This window comes from Novacetimonas hansenii (assembly GCF_014843995.1).
Taxonomy (GTDB): Bacteria; Pseudomonadota; Alphaproteobacteria; order Acetobacterales; family Acetobacteraceae; genus Novacetimonas; species Novacetimonas hansenii.
The window spans coordinates 826,742-846,618 of sequence record NZ_CP062147.1 but is presented as its reverse complement, the minus strand read 5'-3'; the positions used below and the strand labels follow the sequence as shown (position 1 = coordinate 846,618).

Below are 19,877 nucleotides of genomic sequence, written 5' to 3'. Positions count from 1 at the left end.
CACAAGCCGGGACGGACGCCATCAGCCATGCACCCCGCCATCGTCATGATCGGGATCAAGCATGGTGCGCAGCGTCGTTTCCGCCGCGGCGATGTCCTGCGGGCGCGACAGGTGGAACCACAGCGAATCGTGGACGATCATCCCCAACCGCCCGCGCGCCATCGCCCGGTCCCACAGCAGGTTCAGGCTGAACGCCCCCGTCGGCGCCGCGTCAAACAGGGCGGGCGAGACGATCTGCACCCCGGTATAGACATAGGGCGTCACTTCCCCGTCCTTTGGCCTGCGCGGCCTGCCATGGGCATCAACCGCGAAATCGCCACGCCCCACCTCCCCCACCGCACGCGTCATCGCGCCAAGCAGCAGCATCGCATCCATCGTCGCCGGATCGAATGCCGCCGCCAGCCGCCGCAGGGCCGCCTGCGGGCCGTTAAGCCACATCGCATCGCCATTGAGCAGGAAGAACGGACCCGGCCCGACCTGTCCCGCGCGCAGGGCGGCTGCCGCGCTGCCGCCTGTCTCCAGCAATGCGTCCTCGCGCCGCAACACGGTGCGCGGCCCGTCGCCTGCGCCACGCCGGGCCTCCAGCGCAGCGGCCACCATGTCGGCATGCCAGTGGGCATTGACCACCACACGCGCCACCCCGGCACGGTCCAGCCGGTCAAGCGCATGGCACAGGATCGCCTGCCCCCCCACCTTCAGCAGGGGCTTGGGGGTGGTTTCGCTTAACGGGCGCATCCGCCGCCCCATCCCGGCGGCAAAAATCATCGCCGTTTCGGGCATGTCCACACTCATGCGTGCTCTCCTGCCTGTTTCGTGTCATCACCCAGCATGCACGCCACCGCCCGGCCATCCGCACCCCATCCGCGCAGGATGGCGTCGCGCCCGCCATCGGCACGCACCACCAGGTCGATATGCCGTGCGTGCGGCGGTGTCAGTGCGCCCAGACGTTCGGGCCATTCCACCAGCACGATCCCCTCGCACGCATCATCCCAGCCAAGTTCGACCAGCGCGCCGGGACCATCCAGCCGCCACAGGTCAAAATGCGAGACCTCAACCCCCTGGCCGCGTTCCGCCTGCCCGCCTGCCACCTGCCCGCCTTCGCCCGGCACATCCTTGCCCGGCACGTCATAGGTCTGCACAAGGGTATAGGACGGGCTTGGCACCTCCATCGCCGGGTCATCGCACATTGCCCGCAACAGCGCGCGCGCCAGCGTCGTCTTTCCCGCGCCGAGGTCACCGCGCAGCAGCACCGCATCCCCCACCCGCACGACAGGGGCCAGCGCCCGGCCCAACGCCATGGTTGCGGCGTCATCGGGCAGGCATATGCGCACCACGTCCGGCGCGCGCGAAGGGGTCGTGTCCATCTGCGTCATCAGGGTATTGTGCGCCCATGACGCGTGCGCAGACAAGACGGAGCCGCATGCCCGCGCGCTTGTTCCGCACACGTACCATCCACAAGGCTTATCCACGGGGATCTTCCCCAAAGGCCATCCACAGGGATCATTCACAGAGCCCATCCACGGGAACCATCCGCGAATGGTCATACAGGAGGGCCATATACAGGGGCCATCCCCGCGCGACACATCCCCGCGATGGGGTGTTTACGCAGGGTTTGCGCCATATTTTGTGGGTTGCGCTGCTGCGCCATGCAACGCACAACGCAGCACGAGCCCGAACAGACACGGATTGCAGGACATACAGCAATGACCGACACCGCCAGCCTTTCCACCGATGTCGCCATTATCGGCGCGGGGCCTGCCGGCCTGTTCGCCGCGTTCGAATGCGCGATGCTCAAGCTGGGCTGCGTCATGATTGATGCGCTGGATGAAATCGGCGGCCAATGCACGGCGCTGTATCCCGAAAAGCCGATTTATGACATTCCCGCCCATCCGGCCATCGCGGGGGGCGACCTGATTGCCGCACTCGACCGGCAGATCGCGCCGTTCGATGTCCCGCGCCTGCTTGGCCGCCGGGTGGAGGAACTGTCGGGCACGCGCGGGGCGTTCACCCTGCGCACCAGCACGGGTGACACGATTCGCGCCCACGCCGTCATCATCGCCGCCGGCGCCGGGGCGTTCGGCCCCAACCGCCCGCCTCTCGACGGGCTGGAGGGGTTCGAAAAAAGCGGCGCGGTGCGGTATTATGTCCGTCGCCGCGCCGATTTCGCGGGCCAGCATGTCCTGATCGCCGGGGGTGGGGATTCGGCCGTGGACTGGGCGCTGTCGCTGCGTGACGTGGCGGCGCGCGTTTCCATCGTCCATCGCCGCAACCGCTTCCGCGCCGCCCCCGAAAGCCTGCGCCAGCTGGACGAAGCCGTGGAACGCGGCGAGATCGAGAAACTTGTCGGTTATCAGCTTCACGGCCTGCGCGGCGCTGAGGGCGTGCTTGAGGGGGTTGACCTCATCACCCTTGATGGGGAGATGCTGCATGTCCCGTGCCAGACGCTCCTGCCATTCTTTGGCCTGGCGACAGACCTTGGCCCCATCGCACAATGGGGGCTTGATACCATCCGCGGCACCATCCCGGTCACGCCTTCCACCTGCGAAAGCAGCATGCCCGGCATCTTTGCCGTGGGGGATGTCGCATCCTATCCGGGGAAGCTGAAGCTGATCCTGCAGGGATTCAGCGAATGCGCCATGGCCGCGCACGCCATCCATCCCATCGTCCATCCCGACACGGCGCTGCATTTCGAATATTCCACCAGCAAGGGCGTACCCTCTGCCTGAATTCCGCCCGCATCAGGCGATACATATTCCGACACATAATGTTATGACACCATGTGCCGGATCGGGCGCGCCACGCTTGACCCCATCGGGTCGGGCGATAGCATCGCGCCCGGATTCCATGATGTGACACGAAGGGGCAGCGGGTGAAGGTTATTATTCTGGGCGCGGGCGTGGTGGGCGTGACCACGGCATGGTACCTGGCCCGACAGGGGCACGAGGTCGAGGTGATCGACCGCCAGCCCGCCGCCGCGATGGAAACGTCATTCGCCAATGCGGGGCAGGTTTCCCCCGGATATTCCGCACCATGGGCCGGGCCGGGCCTGCCGTTGCAGGTCCTGAAATGGATGTGCAGCAGCGCCAGCCCCATGATCGTCCGCCCACGCATTGATTTCGCAATGTTCGGCTGGATGATGGAGGTCCTGCGCAACTGCAACGCCCATGCCTATGACATCAACAAGTCACGCATGCTGCGTATCGCAACCTACAGCCGCGACTGCCTTGATGCGCTGCGTGCGGAAACCGGCATCACCTATGACGATGCACAGCGCGGGCTGATCCAGTTGTTCCGTACTGACCGCGATGTTGCAAAAGCGCATAAGGACATGCAGGTGCTGCGCCAGCATGGCGTGGAACACGAACTCCTCAACCCGGACCAGATCGCGGCATACGAACCCGGCCTGTCGGGATCGCGCCACCTGCTGCGCGCGGGGCTGCGCCTGCCGGGGGATGAAACCGGCGATGCGCACATGTTCACACAGCGCCTGGCGCAAAAGGCAGCAGAGCTGGGCGTGACGTTCCGATATGAAACAACGGTGCGGGCGCTTGATGCCTCGGCCGACGAAATCCTGGGCGTGCGGACATCTGCCGGGCGCATCACGGGCGATGCCTATGTCATCGCCCTCGGCAGTTATGCGCCGCGCCTTGTCCGCCCACTGGGGCTGCGGCTGCCGATCTATCCGGTTAAGGGATATTCCCTGACGCTGCCGGTAACGGATGAAACCCGCGCGCCGACCTCCACCGTCAATGATGACAGGTACAAGGTTGCCATCACGCGGCTTGGCGATCGCATCCGCATTGGCGGGACGGCGGAACTGACGGGATATAATACACGGTTGAGCCGGGACCGCCGCGCGGGGCTGGAGGAATGTTTTTCCGAACTGTTTGGCGGCGGCGACCTGTCACAGGCGGTGTACTGGACGGGCCTGCGCCCCAATACGCCCGATGGCACGCCCGTCATTGGCGGATCAAAGCGGTTTGGCAACCTGTGGTTCAATACCGGCCACGGAACGTTGGGATGGACGATGGCGTGCGGGTCAGGAAAACTGGTGGCCGACATGATAAGCCACAAGCCAACCGATATTCCCAGCCTTGACCTGTCGCTTGATCGGTACGCACGCTGAAAGGCCGTGTCAAAACACACTTATTGATCGGAAATGATGGACGTTTCCCGGCATTGCCTTGTTTCAAAAAGGCAATGTCTTTCAAGGTTTCCTGACAACAGCTTTGCAAAAACCTGTATCGTCTCAGAGGCTGCTTGAAAAGTCAGGCCCGATAACATCCTGAAATCATAAAAGTTTTTGGTGAAGCTTTTTCCAAAAAGCTTCAGAAGACCCCGCCCTTTTGAAACAAGGCAGCACCCCAAAACTTTTCTTTTTTATCAATGGGTTGTTTTCAAACACTCTCTCAGGCTGTTTGGCGGTTCCGTCTTTCCAAACTGCCCTCATGGCCGCGACCTGTTACGGCCATGAAGGACGCAGGCCACACTATTCACCACTAATTCGCCATTGGCGCGTGCATTGCGTTGCGGGCAATAAAAAACGGGGCCCGGATGACCCGGACCCCGTTTTCGTGCGTCATGCACGCATGGCACGCCGACCGTCAGGCCGACGCACCCGCGACATTACTGCGCAGCGGCAGGAGCTTCGGCCTCGGCGGCCTTCTTCTTGCCGTGATGCTTGCCACCATGGTGATGGCCATGATGCGTGGCCTTCTTTTCGCCAGTGGCGGCTGCGTCACCCGCGGCGTCAGGCGCATGTTCCGGTGCGGAAACGGCCGGGGCGGTGGGTTCGGCGGGCGTGGTCTGCGCCATCAGGGGGGAAGCAACCCCCATCACGGCAACTGCGGACAGGGCGGCCAGGAAACGACGGGTCGAAACGATCATGAACTCTTATCTCCAACACTCGGGATAAAATCCCAATGCCTCCGCCGGACCGGCAACGACACCAGCCCGATTCGACACACTAACGGTGTAACACGCGTCAGCAGTTCAAGTCTCGGATTAAAAAAATTAAATTTTCCGACCAAGCCTCATAACTGCCGCATTCCCACCGCAATCACAACCGTTAAAACATTACGAATGATTGCGGGGGACCTGGTGGACAGGGGTGGTATCAGTCCACCGTGCCTGAACGCTCACGCTTCTTGCGCTCATGCGGGTCGAGGTAACGCTTGCGGATACGCACGGCCGACGGCGTAACCTCCACCAGTTCGTCATCCTCGATATACGCGATGGCCTGTTCCAGGTTCATCTTGCGCGGCGGAATCAGCAGCAGGGCCTCGTCCTTGCCTGCGGCACGGATGTTGGTCAGCTTCTTTTCACGGATCGGGTTCACCTCAAGGTCATTCTCACGCGAATGCTCCCCGATGATCATGCCGACATAGACCTTTTCACCCGCGTCAACGAACAGCGTGCCGCGATCCTGGAGCGAGAACAGCGAATACTGTGTCGTGGCCCCGTCCTCGGACGAGATCAGCGAACCGTTACGCCGCCCCGCAATCGGCCCGACATAGGGCTGATAGCCGGAGAACAGGCGGTTCATGATACCCGAACCACGCGTATCGGTCAGGAACTCACCGTGATAGCCGATCAGCCCGCGTGACGGTATCTGGAACGTCAGGCGCACCTTGCCGCCGCCCGACGGCTGCATGTCCTGCATCAGCCCCTTGCGCAGCGCCATCTTTTCGACCACGACGCCGGAATACGGCTCGTCCACGTCGATCAGGACTTCTTCGAACGGCTCTTCACGCTCGCCGGTTTCCTCGTTCGTGCGGAACAGCACGCGGGGACGGCCGATCGTCAGTTCGAAGCCTTCGCGGCGCATCTGCTCGATCAGGACGCCAAGCTGCAGTTCGCCACGGCCCGCAACCTCGAAAGCCTCGCTCTCGGGGCTTTCGGATACGCGGATGGCGATGTTGCCTTCGGTTTCCTTGAACAGGCGGTCACGGATCTGGCGTGATGTGACCTTCTTGCCTTCGCGACCGCCAAGCGGGCCGTCATTGAGGCGGAAGGTCATCGACAGCGTCGGCGGGTCAACCGGGGTGGAGGCCAGCGGTTCCTTCACCTCAAGGGCTGCGATGGTTTCGGGAATCGTCGCTTCCGACAGGCCGGCCACGGCCACGATGTCACCAGCCTCGACTTCCTCCACCGGCACGCGGTCCAGCCCACGGAACGACAGCAGCTTTGTCAGGCGACCGGTTTCCACGACCGAACCATCGGGGCGCAGGACATGCACCGGCATGTTCATCTTTGCAGAGCCCTGCTCCACCCGGCCTGTCAGCACGCGGCCAAGGAAGTTGTCGTTTTCCAGGATGGTGGCGACCATCGCGAACGGCGCGTCCTTGTTCACCTTCGGCGCCGGGACATGGCGCAGGATCAGGTCGAACAGCGGGGAAAGGTCCTTGCGCGGGCCGTCGATTTCCAGATCGGCCCAGCCCTGACGGCCAGAGGCATAGAGCATCGGGAAATCAAGCTGCTCGTCATTCGCGCCAAGGGCGGCGAACAGGTCGAAAATCTCGTTATGCACTTCGTCGGGACGGGCATCGCCGCGGTCGATCTTGTTGACCACCACGATCGGGCGCAGGCCACGGGCCAGCGCCTTGCCCACGACGAACTTCGTCTGCGGCAGTGCGCCTTCGGCGGAATCGACCAGCACGACCGCGCCGTCCACCATGCTCAGGATGCGTTCCACCTCACCACCGAAATCCGCATGGCCCGGGGTGTCGATGATGTTGATGCGTGTGTCCTTCCACACGACGGACGTGCATTTCGCCAGGATGGTGATGCCGCGCTCACGCTCCAGGTCATTGCTGTCCATCGCGCGTTCGGCGACGTGCTGGTTGTCACGGAACGAGCCGGACTGTTTCAGAAGCTGGTCAACCAGCGTGGTCTTGCCATGATCGACGTGCGCGATGATGGCGATATTACGGATATCCATAACGGTTGTAACCTGACTTTCCTTGCGGGGGCGCCAAAGAGGGCGCGCCGCCCGTGCGGGCAGTTCAGGCCCGAGCGACATGGCGGCATTGTTTGGTGCTGTGGCGTAGATAGAGGGGACTGGCGCGGATTGCACGTGAAACTTCACGTCATCCGCGCATGTCGGTGATGAATTCTGTCCTGCGCGCGATCAGAACCCCATATCCTGGCGCATATTGATCAGCGGACGCGCGCCATAGTGGGAGATCACTTCGGACGCCGCGACACTGCCAAGGCGACCGCATTCGGACAGTTGCCGCCCCGACGTCCATCCCGCCAGAAAGCCCGCGGCATAGGCATCGCCCGCCCCGGTAGTATCCACGACCTGCGTGCGCACGCTGTCGATGGTGATCTGCTGCTTGTCCTGCACGATCACGCTGCCTTTCTCGCTGCGGGTCAGGACGGCGAAATGCGTATCAGCCGCGACATGGCGCAGGGCATCATCGAATTCCGTGACCTGATAAAGCGAGAGGATCTCCACCTCATTGGCGAACAGGATATCGACATGCCCACGCACGAGGTCAAGGAACGCGTCGCGGTGGCGGTCCACACAGAACGCATCCGACAGCGACAGCGCAACCCGGCGGCCCGCCGCGTGGGCGATTTCGGCCGCACGGCGGAATGCGGCCTGTGCCTCCGGCCGATCAAACAGGTAGCCTTCCATATAAGTCACCTTGGAGGAGGCCACCACATCGGGCAGCACGTCGTCGGGGCCGAACGACACGCAGGCGCCAAGATAGGTGTTCATCGTGCGCTGTCCGTCAGGGGTGACAAGGATCAGGCAGCTTGCGGTTGGCTGCTGCTCCGCCTCATGCCCCTTGAGCGGGGAAGACGGGAAATACACGCCCGCCGCCTGCATGTCGGCGGCAAAGGCCCGGCCCGTCGCATCGTCCGCGACCTTGCCCAGATAGGCGACGCGCGCGCCCATGTTCGACGCCACGACGCAGGTATTGGCGGCCGACCCGCCGCCCATTTCCTTTTCACGGCGGATCGCGCGGCCAAGTTCCTGCGCACGCACGGCATCAACCAGCATCATGCCGCCGGGCGTCATGTCATTGGCGGCCAGGAAGGAAGGCTCCACGGGGGCGAGGATATCAACAATCGCATTGCCGATCCCAAGGATGTCAAACCTGCATTCAGAGGCCTGCCCCGAATTTTCCGTGTTCTTTTCCACCTGTCCGTCCCCTCTTTAGCGCATTGCATGGCGTCATCGTGCGCACATCGCCATGAAATGACCAATATTGCGTATGACTAAGTTGCGCATTCGCTATCACCGGGGCAGGAAAACCGCAATGGCGGCATGCTTTTCACCATTGCCGCGCGACGTATGCCCTTGTCGCAGGGACATGCACGCGTATAACCAAAACAAGAGCAGGAACCTGCCCGAGCGAAGAGTGATCCAGACTATTCCCAGCACCGGATACAGCCAGATGAAGCGGGGTAATATTGTTCAGACGTCGTAAGCCAGAAGAGGCCAAGCCGCCCGCGCAGCCTCAGGCAGCCACTCCGCAAGCCGCGCGCCCAGCGCCTTCTTCCACACCAGCCAACAAGGAAAACGCGCCGATGGCCCGTCCGCCCTTCAACCAGACCCCCAATGCCACGCCCGCCAGCGCCACACGTCCGGGCATGCCCGCGACCGGTGCGAAAAAGGACAATGACCGCCGCACGCTGGTCGTTGGCCGTGGCATCAGCGTCCAGGGCACCATCAAGGACGCCGAACGCCTGGTCGTGGAAGGCATGGTCGAGTCTTCCATGATCAACGCCACCGAACTGCAGATCGCGGATGGCGGCGTGTTCAAGGGCGAGGTCGAGGTTGAGGACGCGGAACTTGCAGGGACCATCGACGGTACGCTGACGGTACGTGGCGGGCTGACGATCCGGTCCACCGGACGCCTGCTGGGCACGGCGAAATGCCGCCGCCTGAAGGTCGAAGATGGTGGCCAGGTTTCGGGACAGTTGGAAATGATCACCGCGCCCGCGGCCCCTGCCGCCCCCGCACCGGCCCCCGCCGCCCCGGTGGAAAAGCCGCCGACCCCCTGATCGACAAGACAGGGCAACTCCCCCGACCATGATGCCCGCTGGCCCGTGCGCCGCACATCACGGGTATCACGGCCGGGTGGGGCGATGCCCCATGCAGGGGCATGGTACAGAAATGTCCCATGAAAAAAGCCGCCGGGAACATGATGTTCCGGCGGCTTTTTCATGCCGTGTCCCGCTTCCACAGGATGTGGCCACATGGGAACGGTCTGGAACGACAGACCCGATCCTATCGGGTGGCAGGATTTATGGTGAAGCCCGCGACCAGAATCTTCTTGTGAACAGCATGTCCGGGCAAAGCTTTTGAAAAAAGCCTTCCCAAAAACATGTGTTGCTTCAGGCGGCACGCTTTAATGCGCCAAGAGACTGCTTGAAAAGTCAGGCTTGATAACATCCTGAAATTATAAAGGTTTTTTGGTGAAGCTTTTTCCAAAAGCTTCAGAAGACACCGCCTTTTTCGATCAAAAGGCGGCACCCAAAAACTTTTCCTGTTTTTTATCAATGATGAAAACGCTCGGGCGCTGTCTTTTTTCAAAGACAGCGTTCTTGCACGACGTTTCACCAAAATATTTATAATTGCAGTGGATTACTGCGCCCGCCGTTTCAAACAGTGCCCCACAGGGGCCTGGGTCACATCAGGCCACGTTGTCACGACGATCACGCAGCTTCACATACGCAAGCTGCGCATGTTCGGCGCAATAGGGCTTACCCGGCAGCGGCGGCGCGCCACAGAAATGGAAGCCCGGCGTGCCCGGATCACCCAGCGGCCAGCAGCAGGACTGGCTGCTGCGGCGGCGCGGCGGGGCCACGGCGGCGCGGGCGGCGGCGGCACGTTCGGCACGCGTGGGTGTGGCCTTGCGCGGGGCCTTGGCCGCGGGCGTCACGGGTTCCTCTGCCGCGACAGCCGGGGCTGCGGCAGGGGCAGGGGCAGGCTTGGGGGCCTGTTCGACGGGTTTGGGCGCGGCAACATCAACACTGGCCGCCGGGGGGGGCGACTGCGGCTGGGGGGGGGCGACCGGGGCTGCGGGGATGACGGCACTCGCCACGGCGGGGGCCTCCTCCACCTTCACCGCAGGGGCAGGCGGTGCGACGGGAACTGCCTTTGCCGTGATGGTGGCGGGGTCTGCCGAAGGTACGGCCACAGCAGGGGCTGGGGCCGGGGTTGGGGGCACGGCGGTCGCCACGGCGGCATCAGGCGCCTTATCCGCGGGCTTGTCCGCCTTCGTCCCCCTGCGGATGGGTGACGGGCGCGGCTTGAGGCCCAGCCGATGCGCCTTTCCAACGACCGCGTTCTTGGTCACTGACAACTGGCGGCCAATTTCCGCCGTTGACAATCCCTGCTGCCACAGGTCGCGAAGACGCGCGATCGTCTCCTCGGTCCATTCCATCGCCATCGCTCACACTCCATTACGCGGAATTGGGGGCAAAATAGGCTTATATTGTAGGTGACTCAACCTGCATGCCACAAAATCTTGTGGACAAGGGTGGAGATAACCTGTTCGCAACCATGGTAAAACCTGCGGACTATGCGCCCTGCCCCTTGGCGCGGATCAGTTGGACCGCCCCATCGGCCACCCCAAGCGTCAGTTCACCCGCCTTCAGCGCCATTGCCTGCGCGCCAAAAACCTCCCGCCGCCAGCCTTGCAGGGCCGGGATTTCGGGCGCGTCCTCCAGCGCAAGGCGGTCGATATCCTCTGCCGAGGCCACAAGCTTTGGCGCGACACGATGGCGTTCGCAGCACGCCGCAAGCAATACCTTGAGCATCGCCACAAGGGCGGCCGACGGACGTGCCGCATCCTTGCCACGTCCCTTTGGCGGGCGCGGCAGGCTGGCGTCAGGTTCGTGCCGTGCTTTTGCGATGACCTCCAGCAGGGCCTGCCCGCTGCGCCCCTCGGCAAAGCCGCGTGAAATGCCGCGCACACGCGCCAGCGCATCGACGTCACCGGGGCTGGTGGCGGCGATTTCCATCAGGCTTTCATCCTTCATCAAGCGCTGGCGCGGGACATTGACGCGCTGCGCCTCGTGCTCGCGCCAGGCCGTGATCGCCCGCAGCATACCCAACATGCGGCGATTATTCGTACGCGGGCGCATACGCTCCCACAATGTCTGCGGATCAGGCCGGAAGGTCGCGGGGGAGTTCAGGACATCCATTTCCGCCGTCATCCAGTCCTTGCGCCCTTCCCTGTCCAGTTGTGCCACCAGCCGCTGATAAACTTCGCGCAGGTAGGTGACGTCAGCGGCGGCATACTCAATCTGCGCCGCCGACAAAGGACGCGCGGCCCAGTCGGAAAAACGGTGTGATTTGTCAATCTGCGCCCCCACAACGGACGCAACCAGACTGTCATACCCGACCTGATCGCCATATCCGGCCACCATCGCCGCAACCTGTGTATCAAACAGCGGCTGTGGCAGGCGATCGAACAGATGCAGGAAAATTTCCAGATCCTGACGGGCCGCATGGAACACCTTGATAACCGCTTCATCCGCAAGGAGTTCACCAAGCGGGGCGAGATCCATGCCGGGGGCCAGTGCATCGACCACCACGACCTCGTCCGCGCTGGCAAGCTGCACCAGGCACAATTCCGGCCAATAGGTGCGTTCGCGCACGAATTCCGTGTCGATGGTAATGAAGGGTTCGCGACGCAGCCGCGCGCTGACCGCGCCCAGCTCTGCCGTTGTGGTCACAAGGACCGGATCAGGGAATTCGGTTCGGGATGCAGGTGCCATGACTGCTGTGTTATCATGACGCGCACAGGTTGCAACAGCAGGCAAAATCGCATGGCCATCCATTGACGGTGCCATATCCCGTCCGGCATCACCCGCCCATCAGGCAAACCGTGGAAAGAAAATGCCCATGACCTCCTCCCCCCCTCCCGCCGGCACGCCGGATGATGGCAGCCAGTTACTGACACAGTTGGGCCGCAACACGACCCAGCCCGCCAGCCCCGAAGACGCCATATTGGAACGTGTGCCCGCCCCCGATGCCGACAGGCGCTATGTCGTGCGCTTCACCGCACCGGAATTCACCTCCCTGTGTCCCGTAACAGGACAACCGGATTTCGCACATATCGTCATCGATTATATCCCGCGCGCATGGATCGTGGAGAGCAAGTCGCTCAAGCTGTTCCTGACCAGCTTTCGCAACCATGGCTCTTTCCATGAAAAATGCTCCATGCAGATCGCGACCACGCTGGTGGACCTGCTTGATCCCGTATGGCTGCGGATCGGGGCATACTGGTATCCGCGCGGCGGCATGCCGATTGATGTGTTCTGGCAGACCGGCGCCCCGCCCGAAGGCACGTGGATACCGGCACAGGACGTACCCGGATATCGTGGACGCGGCTGATACCGGTCATCCATGAAAACGCCCGGAAAGCACATATCGACAAAAAGAAACGTCATAAAGGCTGTTTGAAAATATCCCATCAATGCCGGAATGATGAAATGATCCGGGCATTTCCTTTTCCAAAAAGGAAATGCCTTTCAAAGCTTTGGGAGAAAATGTTCACCAGGAACCTGCATTGTTTCAGTCGGTTTCTGATTTTAAATTCCAAACACTCTCCCAGACACCATTTCTTCAAAAGAACGGCGATATTCTTCGAGTTTTTTGTAATTCACCAAGAACTTCAAGGGATATAAGAGATTATTTTGAAAACAAACCATTGATAAAAATAAGAAAAGTTTTTGGGTGCCGCCTTTTGATCGAAAAAGGCGGCGTCTTCTGAAGCTTTTTGGAAAAAGCTTCACCAAAAAACCTTTATGATTTCAGTATGTGATCAAGCCTGACTTTTCAAACAGTCTCTCACACGCCAAAATCCCGATCCGTTACAAATACCCTTGAAACATAAGGATAGTCCTGAATACTCCCCGGGACTTCCTGCCATAAAAAAACGGCACCTCCTGCGGGATGCCGTTTTTCATGATGGGTCGTGCAAAAACCGCGTCGTCAGATGGACATCTCTGGCGTAGCGCTTTTTGCTGCATCGATTTCCGCACGGGCGGACTGCATCTTGTCCATCAGGATATCCAGAGCCGGGACATTCATTTTGTCCGCCTCGTCATAGGATTTTTCCAGTGCGGTCAGGCGGGACTGCGCATCGGTTGCGGAAAGGTCCGCAACCGGCGTCGCATGGTCCGCCAGAATGGTGCAGTGGTCCGGCGTCATGTCGGCAAAACCACCAGACACGAAGAAACGATGGGCAATGGCGTCGCCCTCGTAAATCTCGACAACGCCACCGCGCAGCATCAGCATCAGCGGCGCATGCTCCGGCATCGCGGCGATATCGCCCTCGGAACCGGGCATGACCACCATGTCAGCCGTGTGGGAGAAGAGGGTCTTCTCCGGGCTGACAATCTCGACCTTAATCGGCATGGTCTGTCTTCCTTGCGTCAGGGGCCAGTAATCAGGCCGATTCCTTCATCTTCTCGGCCTTGGCCACCGCTTCCTCGATCGCGCCAACCATATAGAACGCGCTTTCGGGCAGGTGGTCATATTCGCCCGCGACAATCGCCTTGAACGAACGCACCGTATCAGCCAGCGAAACCAGCTTGCCCGGCGCACCGGTAAAGACTTCGGCCACATGGAACGGCTGCGACAGGAAGCGCTGGATACGACGCGCACGCGCCACCACCAGCTTGTCGTCTTCCGACAGTTCATCCATGCCAAGGATGGCAATGATGTCCTGCAGCGACTTGTAGGTCTGCAAGATACGCTGCACGTCGCGCGCCACCTGGTAATGTTCGTCGCCCACGATCTTGGGGTCGAGCGAGCGGGAGGTGGAATCCAGCGGGTCAACAGCAGGATAGATGCCCATTTCCGCGATGGAACGGTTCAGCACCGTCGTCGCATCAAGATGGGCAAAGGTTGCAGCAGGCGCCGGATCGGTCAGGTCATCGGCGGGAACATACACAGCCTGCACCGAGGTGATCGACCCCTTCTTGGTGGAGGTGATGCGTTCCTGCAGGGCGCCCATTTCCGTCGCCAGCGTCGGCTGATAGCCCACGGCGGACGGGATACGGCCCAGAAGCGCGGACACTTCGGCACCGGCCTGCGTGAAGCGGAAGATGTTGTCCACAAAGAACAGCACGTCCTGACCTTCGACATCGCGGAAATATTCCGCAACCGTGACGCCCGACAGGGCAACACGGGCACGCGCGCCCGGCGGCTCGTTCATCTGGCCATAGACCAATGCGACCTTTGACCCTTCGGTGGAGTCGCCATCAAGCTTGATGACGCCCGCGTCCTGCATTTCGTAATACAGGTCGTTACCTTCACGGGTACGTTCACCCACACCCGCGAACACGGACACGCCGCCATGCGCCTTGGCGATGTTGTTGATCAGTTCCTGGATGATAACCGTCTTGCCGACGCCCGCACCACCGAACAGGCCAACCTTGCCCCCCTTCAGATAGGGGCACAGCAGGTCAACGACCTTGATGCCCGTGGGCAGGATTTCGGTCGCGGCCGCCTGTTCGTCGAATGCGGGGGCGGAACGGTGGATCGGCGAACGACCCTTTGCCAGAACCGGGCCACGGTCATCAATCGGTTCACCGATGACGTTGAGGATACGGCCAAGCGTGCCCGGCCCGACCGGCACCGTGATCTGCGACCCGGTGGCGACGACTTCGGTGCCGCGGCTCAGGCCATCGGTCGTGTCCATCGCGATGCAGCGGACTTCGTGTTCGCCGATTTCCTGCGCGACTTCGAGGACCAGCGTCTGGCCGTTGAGAGAGACATGCAGCGCATCGAGGATATGCGGCAGCGTGCCTTCGAACTGGACATCGACGACGGCGCCGCGGATCTGCGTCACACGGCCGACGACGTTGCTTTTCTGCGACTGCCCCTGTGTGGAGACAGGAGCCTCGTGAGTTGTGGTTTCCGACATGGGACAGCTCCTGGAGCGTGGAGACCGATCTTCAGACTGCCTGGGCGCCCGAAATGATCTCGATCAGTTCATTGGTGATATTGGTCTGGCGGGTGCGGTTATAGGTCAGCGTCAGGCGGTCAATGGCCTTGCCCGCGTTACGCGTGGCACTGTCCATCGCCGTCATCCGCGCACCGTTTTCACCCGCGGCGGTTTCAAGCATGGTCGCATAGATCTGGACCTGCAGGTTGCGCGGCAGCAGGCGCGACAGCAGCGCGCCCTCATCCGGCTCGAACTCATAGGCCGCGGTTTCGCCCGCTGCCTCGTTGTCGTTACCCGCAAGCGCCAGCGGAATCAGCTGCATTTCCGTCGGGACCTGCGACATGACATTCTGGAAGCGGTTATAGACCAGCGTGCAGACATCGAATTCGTCGCGGTCCAGCATGCCGGAAATCTTTTCGCCAAGGTCGGCGGCGACCTTGAACGACACGTCCTTGCCCGACGCCATATGGATATGGCCGACGATCAGGTCCGAAAAGTCGCGCGACAGATATTCGAACGTCTTGCGCCCCACCGGCAGCAGACGCACGGTCTTACCTTCCGCCTGAAGCTTCAGGATCATGTCGCGCGTCTTGCGGTTGATGTTGGAGTTGAAGGCCCCCGCGAGACCGCGGTCACTCGACATTGGCACCAGCAGGTGGGTGGCGCTGCCCCCCGTCCCCACTAGCAGCTTGGGCTGTCCGCCCTCACCGCCCATGCTGCGGGCAACCTCGGCGAGCATGCGGCGCATCGCGTCGGCATAGGGGCGCGCCGCCGCTGCGCGGGTTTCCGCCCGACGCAGCTTGGCCGCAGCGACCATTTTCATCGCGCTGGTGATCTTTCGCGTCGATTTGACGCTACCGATCCGTGCGCGCAGTTCCTTCAGGGAAGCCATGGATGCGCGTTCTTCCTCAGTTGACGAACTGACGGCCGAACGTCGTCAGGAAATCGTTCAGTCGGCTTTCGATATCCTTGGTCAGCTGACGCTGGGTACGGATGGATTCAAGGATGTCCTTGCCTGCCGAACGCGTTTCCTCAAGCAGACGCTTTTCATACGTCGTAACCTGGTTCACCGGCACGGCATCGATATAGCCACGGGTGCCTGCATACAGCACGACCACCTGTTCCTCGACCGAGAGCGGGGAGGTTTCGGGCTGCTTGAGCAGTTCGACAAGGCGTGCGCCACGGGCAAGCTGCTTCTGCGTCGCGGGATCAAGATCCGACGCGAACTGCGAGAACGCAGCCATTTCGCGATACTGCGCCAGTTCCAGCTTGATCTTGCCGGCCACCTGCTTCATCGCCTTGATCTGCGCGGCGGACCCGACGCGCGACACGGAACCACCAACATTCACCGCCGGGCGGATGCCGCGATAGAACAGGTCGGTTTCAAGGAACACCTGACCGTCGGTGATGGAAATCACGTTGGTCGGGATATAGGCGGACACGTCACCTGCCTGCGTCTCGATCACCGGCAGGGCCGTCAGCGAACCGGCGCCGAACTTGTCGGACATCTTCGCCGCGCGTTCCAGCAGGCGCGAATGCAGATAGAACACGTCACCCGGATAGGCTTCGCGTCCCGGCGGACGACGCAGCAGCAGCGACATCTGGCGATAGGCGACGGCCTGCTTCGACAGGTCATCATACACGATCAGGGCATGCATGCCGTTATCGCGGAAATATTCCCCCATGGAGCACGCGGCATACGGCGCCAGATACTGCATCGGGGCCGGGTCGGACGCGGTGGCCGCCACGACGATGGAATATTCCATCGCGCCGGTTTCCTCCAGCGTGCGGACCAGCTGCGCCACGGTGGAACGCTTCTGCCCGATGGCGACATAGATGCAATAGAGCGACTTGGACTCGTCACCCAGAGCATTGACGCCCTTCTGGTTGACGATGGTGTCGATCAGGATTGCGGTCTTGCCGGTCTGGCGATCACCGATAATCAGTTCGCGCTGGCCACGCCCGATGGGCACAAGCGCGTCGATCGCCTTGATGCCGGTCTGCATCGGCTCGCTCACGGACTGGCGGGGCATGATGCCCGGGGCCTTGATTTCCGCGCGCTTGCTGATGACATCACCAACCAGCGGCCCCTTGCCGTCGATCGGGTTGCCAAGGCCATCGACCACACGGCCGAGCAGGGCCTTGCCGGTCGGAACCTCGACCACCTTGCCGGTGCGCGCGACGGTGTCGCCTTCACGCATCGCCGTATCATCACCGAAGATGACGACGCCGACATTGTCGTTTTCAAGGTTCAGCGCCATGCCGTGCTGGCCGGTGGCGGGGAAGACCAGCATTTCGCCGGCTTCCACATTCTGCAGCCCGTAAACACGGGCGATGCCGTCACCAACCGACAGGATGGTGCCGGTTTCGGCAACATCGACGGACTGATCGAACGTGGCGATCTGCTGCTTGAGGATATCCGAAATCTCGGAGGGGCGGATTTCCATCACGCGGCTCCCTTCATGGCATGATGCAGGCGGGTAAGGCGGGATCTGAGGCTGGTATCATACAGGCGGGCGCCTACGCGCACGACCAGACCGCCCAGCAGCGCCGCGTCAACACGCTCCTGGATATTGACTTTGGAATAGCCGGCCTCGGCGAGGCGGCCGCGAAGCTGTGCGCGCTGCACATCGTTGAGGGGGTGGGCGGAGACAACGTCCGCCACCACCTCGCCCCGGCGGGCAGCGGCAATTGCCGCCAGGGCGGCAAGAATTTCACGAAGGTGCGGCAGGCGGCGGTTTGTCGCCACCACGCCGACGAAATCACGGATCAGCGGGTCGAACCCTTCCTTGTCCAGCACGGCGAGCAGCGCACGCGTGGCCTGACGGATATCAAGGGTGCGATCGACCAGCACGGAGGACAGGTCCGCGCTCTGCTCCAGCATGGAGGACAGGGCCTTCGCCTGGTCCAGCACAAGGTCGAGCTTCTGCTTGTCGGAGGCAAGGTCATAGAGCGCCGTCGCGTAACGGCCCGCAAGGCCATTGGCAATGGAGGCGATTGGTATTGAGGTCGTTCCAGTCGAATCCACTGTCCGCTTTTCCAATCCAGAATCGTGGGTCACACAAACAAGCTGCAGGCCCCGGAACACGACAGGCCCCAAGCTCTGCTGGCGCGGCTCTAGCACGCTGTACCGACCCACGCAACCGACACGGCCCTGCCCCGCCGCAGATTGTTTCACCGCGTGCCGTGGCATGGTCGTTCCGGCGGATCAGGCCACCGTCCCATAGCGGGGCGTAGCATACATACCTGCCCCCCGTTCGGGAATAGAGTTCATGAACGATTCGTCATGATATGGCCGACAGGGCGCGCGCACTGCGCATGCCCATCATGCGAAAACCGCATCACCAGGCATGTCACGCCTGCCGCCCACCACCGCCCGAAGCGCGCGCGGCCTCCTCCCCGGCCATCAGCGCCGCCACCGCCTGCGTGCTGGCGCGGGCGCGGGCGCTGGTCACGACGATCCCGATGATCGCGATCAGCACCGCCGCCGCAAACATCCCCCACCACATGCGATGCGTCGCCTGTGCGAACAGCGCCCAGTCGATCCTGCCCGCCTGCCCCGCAGCGCCCCCCGTCAGCGTGCCACACAGCGCAATGCCCAGCAGCACCCCGATCTGGCGGCTGGTGGAGGCCAGGGCCGCGGCGACCCCGGCCTGGCTGCGGGGCATGCCTGCAACGGCCGCGTTGGTGATGGGCGCATTGCACAGCCCGAACCCACACCCGCACAGCCCATAGGCCGCAAGCAGCACCCCAAGTGGCGTTGCGGCGGACAATTGCGTCAGCAGCAGCGCACTGACCGCAAATCCCAACGCAGATAGCAGCAGCGGCACCCGCGCGCCAATCCGCCCGACCAGACGCCCCGACAGCGGTGCGCAGATACTGCTGCATACGGCAAAGGGCAGCGTACACAGCCCCGCATGCAGGGCCGACATCGCACGCGCGCCCTGAAGATAGAGCGTATTGAGGAACAGGAACGCACTGAACACCGCAAAGGCAAGGATGGCGGTCACGATCGCCCCCGAAAACGGCAGGGCATGGAAAAAGCGCAGATCCACCAACGGGGCCGTGCTGCGCTGTTCCACGATCACAAAGCCGACCATCGCCAGCACACCCAGCGACAGGAAACCGGAAATAACCGGGTCACCCCAGCCGAAATCGCGCACTTCGATCAGGGCCGCGGTCAGCATCGCCAGCGTCACCATCACCAGCAATTGCCCCGGCGCATCGAACGGGCGGATATGCGGGGCGCGGGATTCGGGAATAAAACGCAGGCTGAGGAAAATCGCCATGGCCCCGATCGGCACGTTCACCCAGAACACGGCCTGCCAGTTGACCCAATGGACCAGCACGCCGCCCACCACAGGCCCCAGCGCCAACGCCACACCCGACGCACCACCCCAGACCCCGATGGCCTGCGCCCGAGCGCGCGGTTCGGTAAAGACATTGGCAATGATCGACAGCGCCACGGGATTGAGCATCGCGCCACCGATTCCCTGCAACATGCGCGCGCCCACCAGCATCGTGATCGATCCCGACAGCGCACAGAGCATCGACCCGAGGCAGAACACCGAAATCCCGGCGACAAAAACCCGCCGCCGCCCCAGCCGGTCCGCAATCGCGCCCATCAGGACCAGCAGGCTGGCGACCATCAGGGTATAGCCGTCCACCACCCATTGCAGGGTGGAAAAACTGCCATGCAGGGCGGTACGGATGGACGGCAGCGCCACATTGACGATGGTAACATCCATCATCACCAGCAGCAGGCTGAGACAGCATGTGACCAGCACGATGGTCGAATGGACCGGGGCGGGCGGACGTGCGGTCGAACGGGCGGGGGCCACGTCGGGGCCGGATGGCCGGATTGGGGCGGTCATGGCGTTCTGGTTCCCGTCAGTCGGAAGCACCCGCAGCCGCGACGCCCTGATGGCCCGCTGGACATGTCCGGCACGAAAACCA

Annotated in this window: 18 protein-coding genes; 4 read left to right on the top strand and 14 right to left on the bottom strand. The window is 62.4% G+C overall.

Annotated features, from left to right (window positions below):
• Positions 1-21: 21 nt before the first annotated feature.
• Both IFJ82_RS03640 and tsaE read right to left on the bottom strand, forming a co-directional pair.
• Positions 22-792, bottom strand: a complete 771-nt coding sequence (locus IFJ82_RS03640) for a nucleotidyltransferase family protein (protein ID WP_003622000.1) — start codon at positions 790-792, stop codon at positions 22-24.
• A complete protein-coding gene (tsaE, locus tag IFJ82_RS03635) occupies positions 789-1,364 on the bottom strand; it encodes a tRNA (adenosine(37)-N6)-threonylcarbamoyltransferase complex ATPase subunit type 1 TsaE (RefSeq protein WP_192265637.1) in 576 nt (191 codons plus the stop codon). The genes IFJ82_RS03640 and tsaE overlap by 4 nt, the downstream gene beginning before the upstream one ends.
• 339 nt (positions 1,365-1,703) lie before the next feature.
• Between tsaE and IFJ82_RS03630 the strand changes: the two genes are divergently transcribed.
• Both IFJ82_RS03630 and IFJ82_RS03625 read left to right on the top strand, forming a co-directional pair.
• A complete protein-coding gene (locus IFJ82_RS03630; protein ID WP_075632741.1) occupies positions 1,704-2,726 on the top strand; it encodes an NAD(P)/FAD-dependent oxidoreductase in 1,023 nt (340 codons plus the stop codon).
• A 143-nt stretch (positions 2,727-2,869) separates the two neighbouring features.
• Positions 2,870-4,126 carry a D-amino acid dehydrogenase gene (locus IFJ82_RS03625; RefSeq protein WP_062809439.1) on the top strand — a complete coding sequence of 419 codons (1,257 nt, stop codon included), beginning with the start codon at positions 2,870-2,872 and terminating at the stop codon, positions 4,124-4,126.
• A gap of 500 nt (positions 4,127-4,626) precedes the next feature.
• Here the strand turns inward: IFJ82_RS03625 and IFJ82_RS03620 are convergent, their stop codons facing one another.
• The 3 genes from IFJ82_RS03620 to IFJ82_RS03610 all read right to left on the bottom strand — a co-directional run bounded on the left by IFJ82_RS03620 (position 4,627) and on the right by IFJ82_RS03610 (position 8,152).
• Complete coding sequence (locus IFJ82_RS03620; RefSeq protein WP_003621995.1) at positions 4,627-4,887, bottom strand: hypothetical protein; 261 nt, start codon at positions 4,885-4,887, stop codon at positions 4,627-4,629.
• 229 nt (positions 4,888-5,116) lie between these two features.
• Complete coding sequence (typA, locus tag IFJ82_RS03615; protein WP_003621994.1) at positions 5,117-6,940, bottom strand: translational GTPase TypA; 1,824 nt, start codon at positions 6,938-6,940, stop codon at positions 5,117-5,119.
• Positions 6,941-7,129: 189 nt separating this feature from the next.
• A complete protein-coding gene (locus IFJ82_RS03610; protein ID WP_003621993.1) occupies positions 7,130-8,152 on the bottom strand; it encodes an adenosine kinase in 1,023 nt (340 codons plus the stop codon).
• 389 nt (positions 8,153-8,541) lie between these two features.
• On the opposite strand from IFJ82_RS03610, the gene IFJ82_RS03605 reads away from it, so the two are divergent.
• Complete coding sequence (locus IFJ82_RS03605; protein WP_003621992.1) at positions 8,542-9,018, top strand: bactofilin family protein; 477 nt, start codon at positions 8,542-8,544, stop codon at positions 9,016-9,018.
• A 226-nt stretch (positions 9,019-9,244) separates the two neighbouring features.
• Here IFJ82_RS03605 and IFJ82_RS03600 read toward each other — a convergent pair whose 3' ends face one another.
• From IFJ82_RS03600 to rnd, 3 genes are all read right to left on the bottom strand, one after another.
• Positions 9,245-9,577 carry a hypothetical protein gene (locus IFJ82_RS03600; RefSeq protein WP_192265635.1) on the bottom strand — a complete coding sequence of 111 codons (333 nt, stop codon included), beginning with the start codon at positions 9,575-9,577 and terminating at the stop codon, positions 9,245-9,247.
• Positions 9,578-9,650: 73 nt separating this feature from the next.
• Entirely contained in the window at positions 9,651-10,409 is a 759-nt protein-coding gene (locus IFJ82_RS03595; RefSeq protein WP_192265633.1) for a GcrA family cell cycle regulator, read from the bottom strand.
• A 130-nt stretch (positions 10,410-10,539) separates the two neighbouring features.
• A complete protein-coding gene (gene rnd, locus IFJ82_RS03590; protein WP_192265631.1) occupies positions 10,540-11,742 on the bottom strand; it encodes a ribonuclease D in 1,203 nt (400 codons plus the stop codon).
• A 121-nt stretch (positions 11,743-11,863) separates the two neighbouring features.
• Between rnd and queF the strand changes: the two genes are divergently transcribed.
• Complete coding sequence (gene queF / locus IFJ82_RS03585; RefSeq protein ID WP_003621988.1) at positions 11,864-12,361, top strand: preQ(1) synthase; 498 nt, start codon at positions 11,864-11,866, stop codon at positions 12,359-12,361.
• Between the two features lie 600 nt (positions 12,362-12,961).
• Here the strand turns inward: queF and atpC are convergent.
• From atpC to IFJ82_RS03555, 6 genes are all read right to left on the bottom strand, one after another.
• Complete coding sequence (atpC, locus tag IFJ82_RS03580) at positions 12,962-13,387, bottom strand: ATP synthase F1 subunit epsilon (RefSeq protein ID WP_003621987.1); 426 nt, start codon at positions 13,385-13,387, stop codon at positions 12,962-12,964.
• Between the two features lie 31 nt (positions 13,388-13,418).
• Positions 13,419-14,900 (bottom strand): F0F1 ATP synthase subunit beta, encoded by a 1,482-nt coding sequence (gene atpD, locus IFJ82_RS03575; protein WP_003621986.1) that lies wholly within the window; start codon positions 14,898-14,900, stop codon positions 13,419-13,421.
• Between the two features lie 31 nt (positions 14,901-14,931).
• Positions 14,932-15,813, bottom strand: a complete 882-nt coding sequence (locus IFJ82_RS03570) for a F0F1 ATP synthase subunit gamma (protein WP_003621985.1) — start codon at positions 15,811-15,813, stop codon at positions 14,932-14,934.
• 16 nt (positions 15,814-15,829) lie between these two features.
• Positions 15,830-17,368, bottom strand: coding sequence for a F0F1 ATP synthase subunit alpha (gene atpA / locus IFJ82_RS03565; RefSeq protein ID WP_048859079.1), 1,539 nt, complete (start codon positions 17,366-17,368; stop codon positions 15,830-15,832).
• Complete coding sequence (locus IFJ82_RS03560; RefSeq protein ID WP_003621980.1) at positions 17,368-17,964, bottom strand: F0F1 ATP synthase subunit delta; 597 nt, start codon at positions 17,962-17,964, stop codon at positions 17,368-17,370. Before IFJ82_RS03560 ends, atpA begins: the two co-directional genes overlap by 1 nt.
• Positions 17,965-18,274: 310 nt before the next feature.
• A complete protein-coding gene (locus IFJ82_RS03555) occupies positions 18,275-19,795 on the bottom strand; it encodes an MFS transporter (RefSeq protein WP_003621978.1) in 1,521 nt (506 codons plus the stop codon).
• Positions 19,796-19,877: the final 82 nt, after the last annotated feature.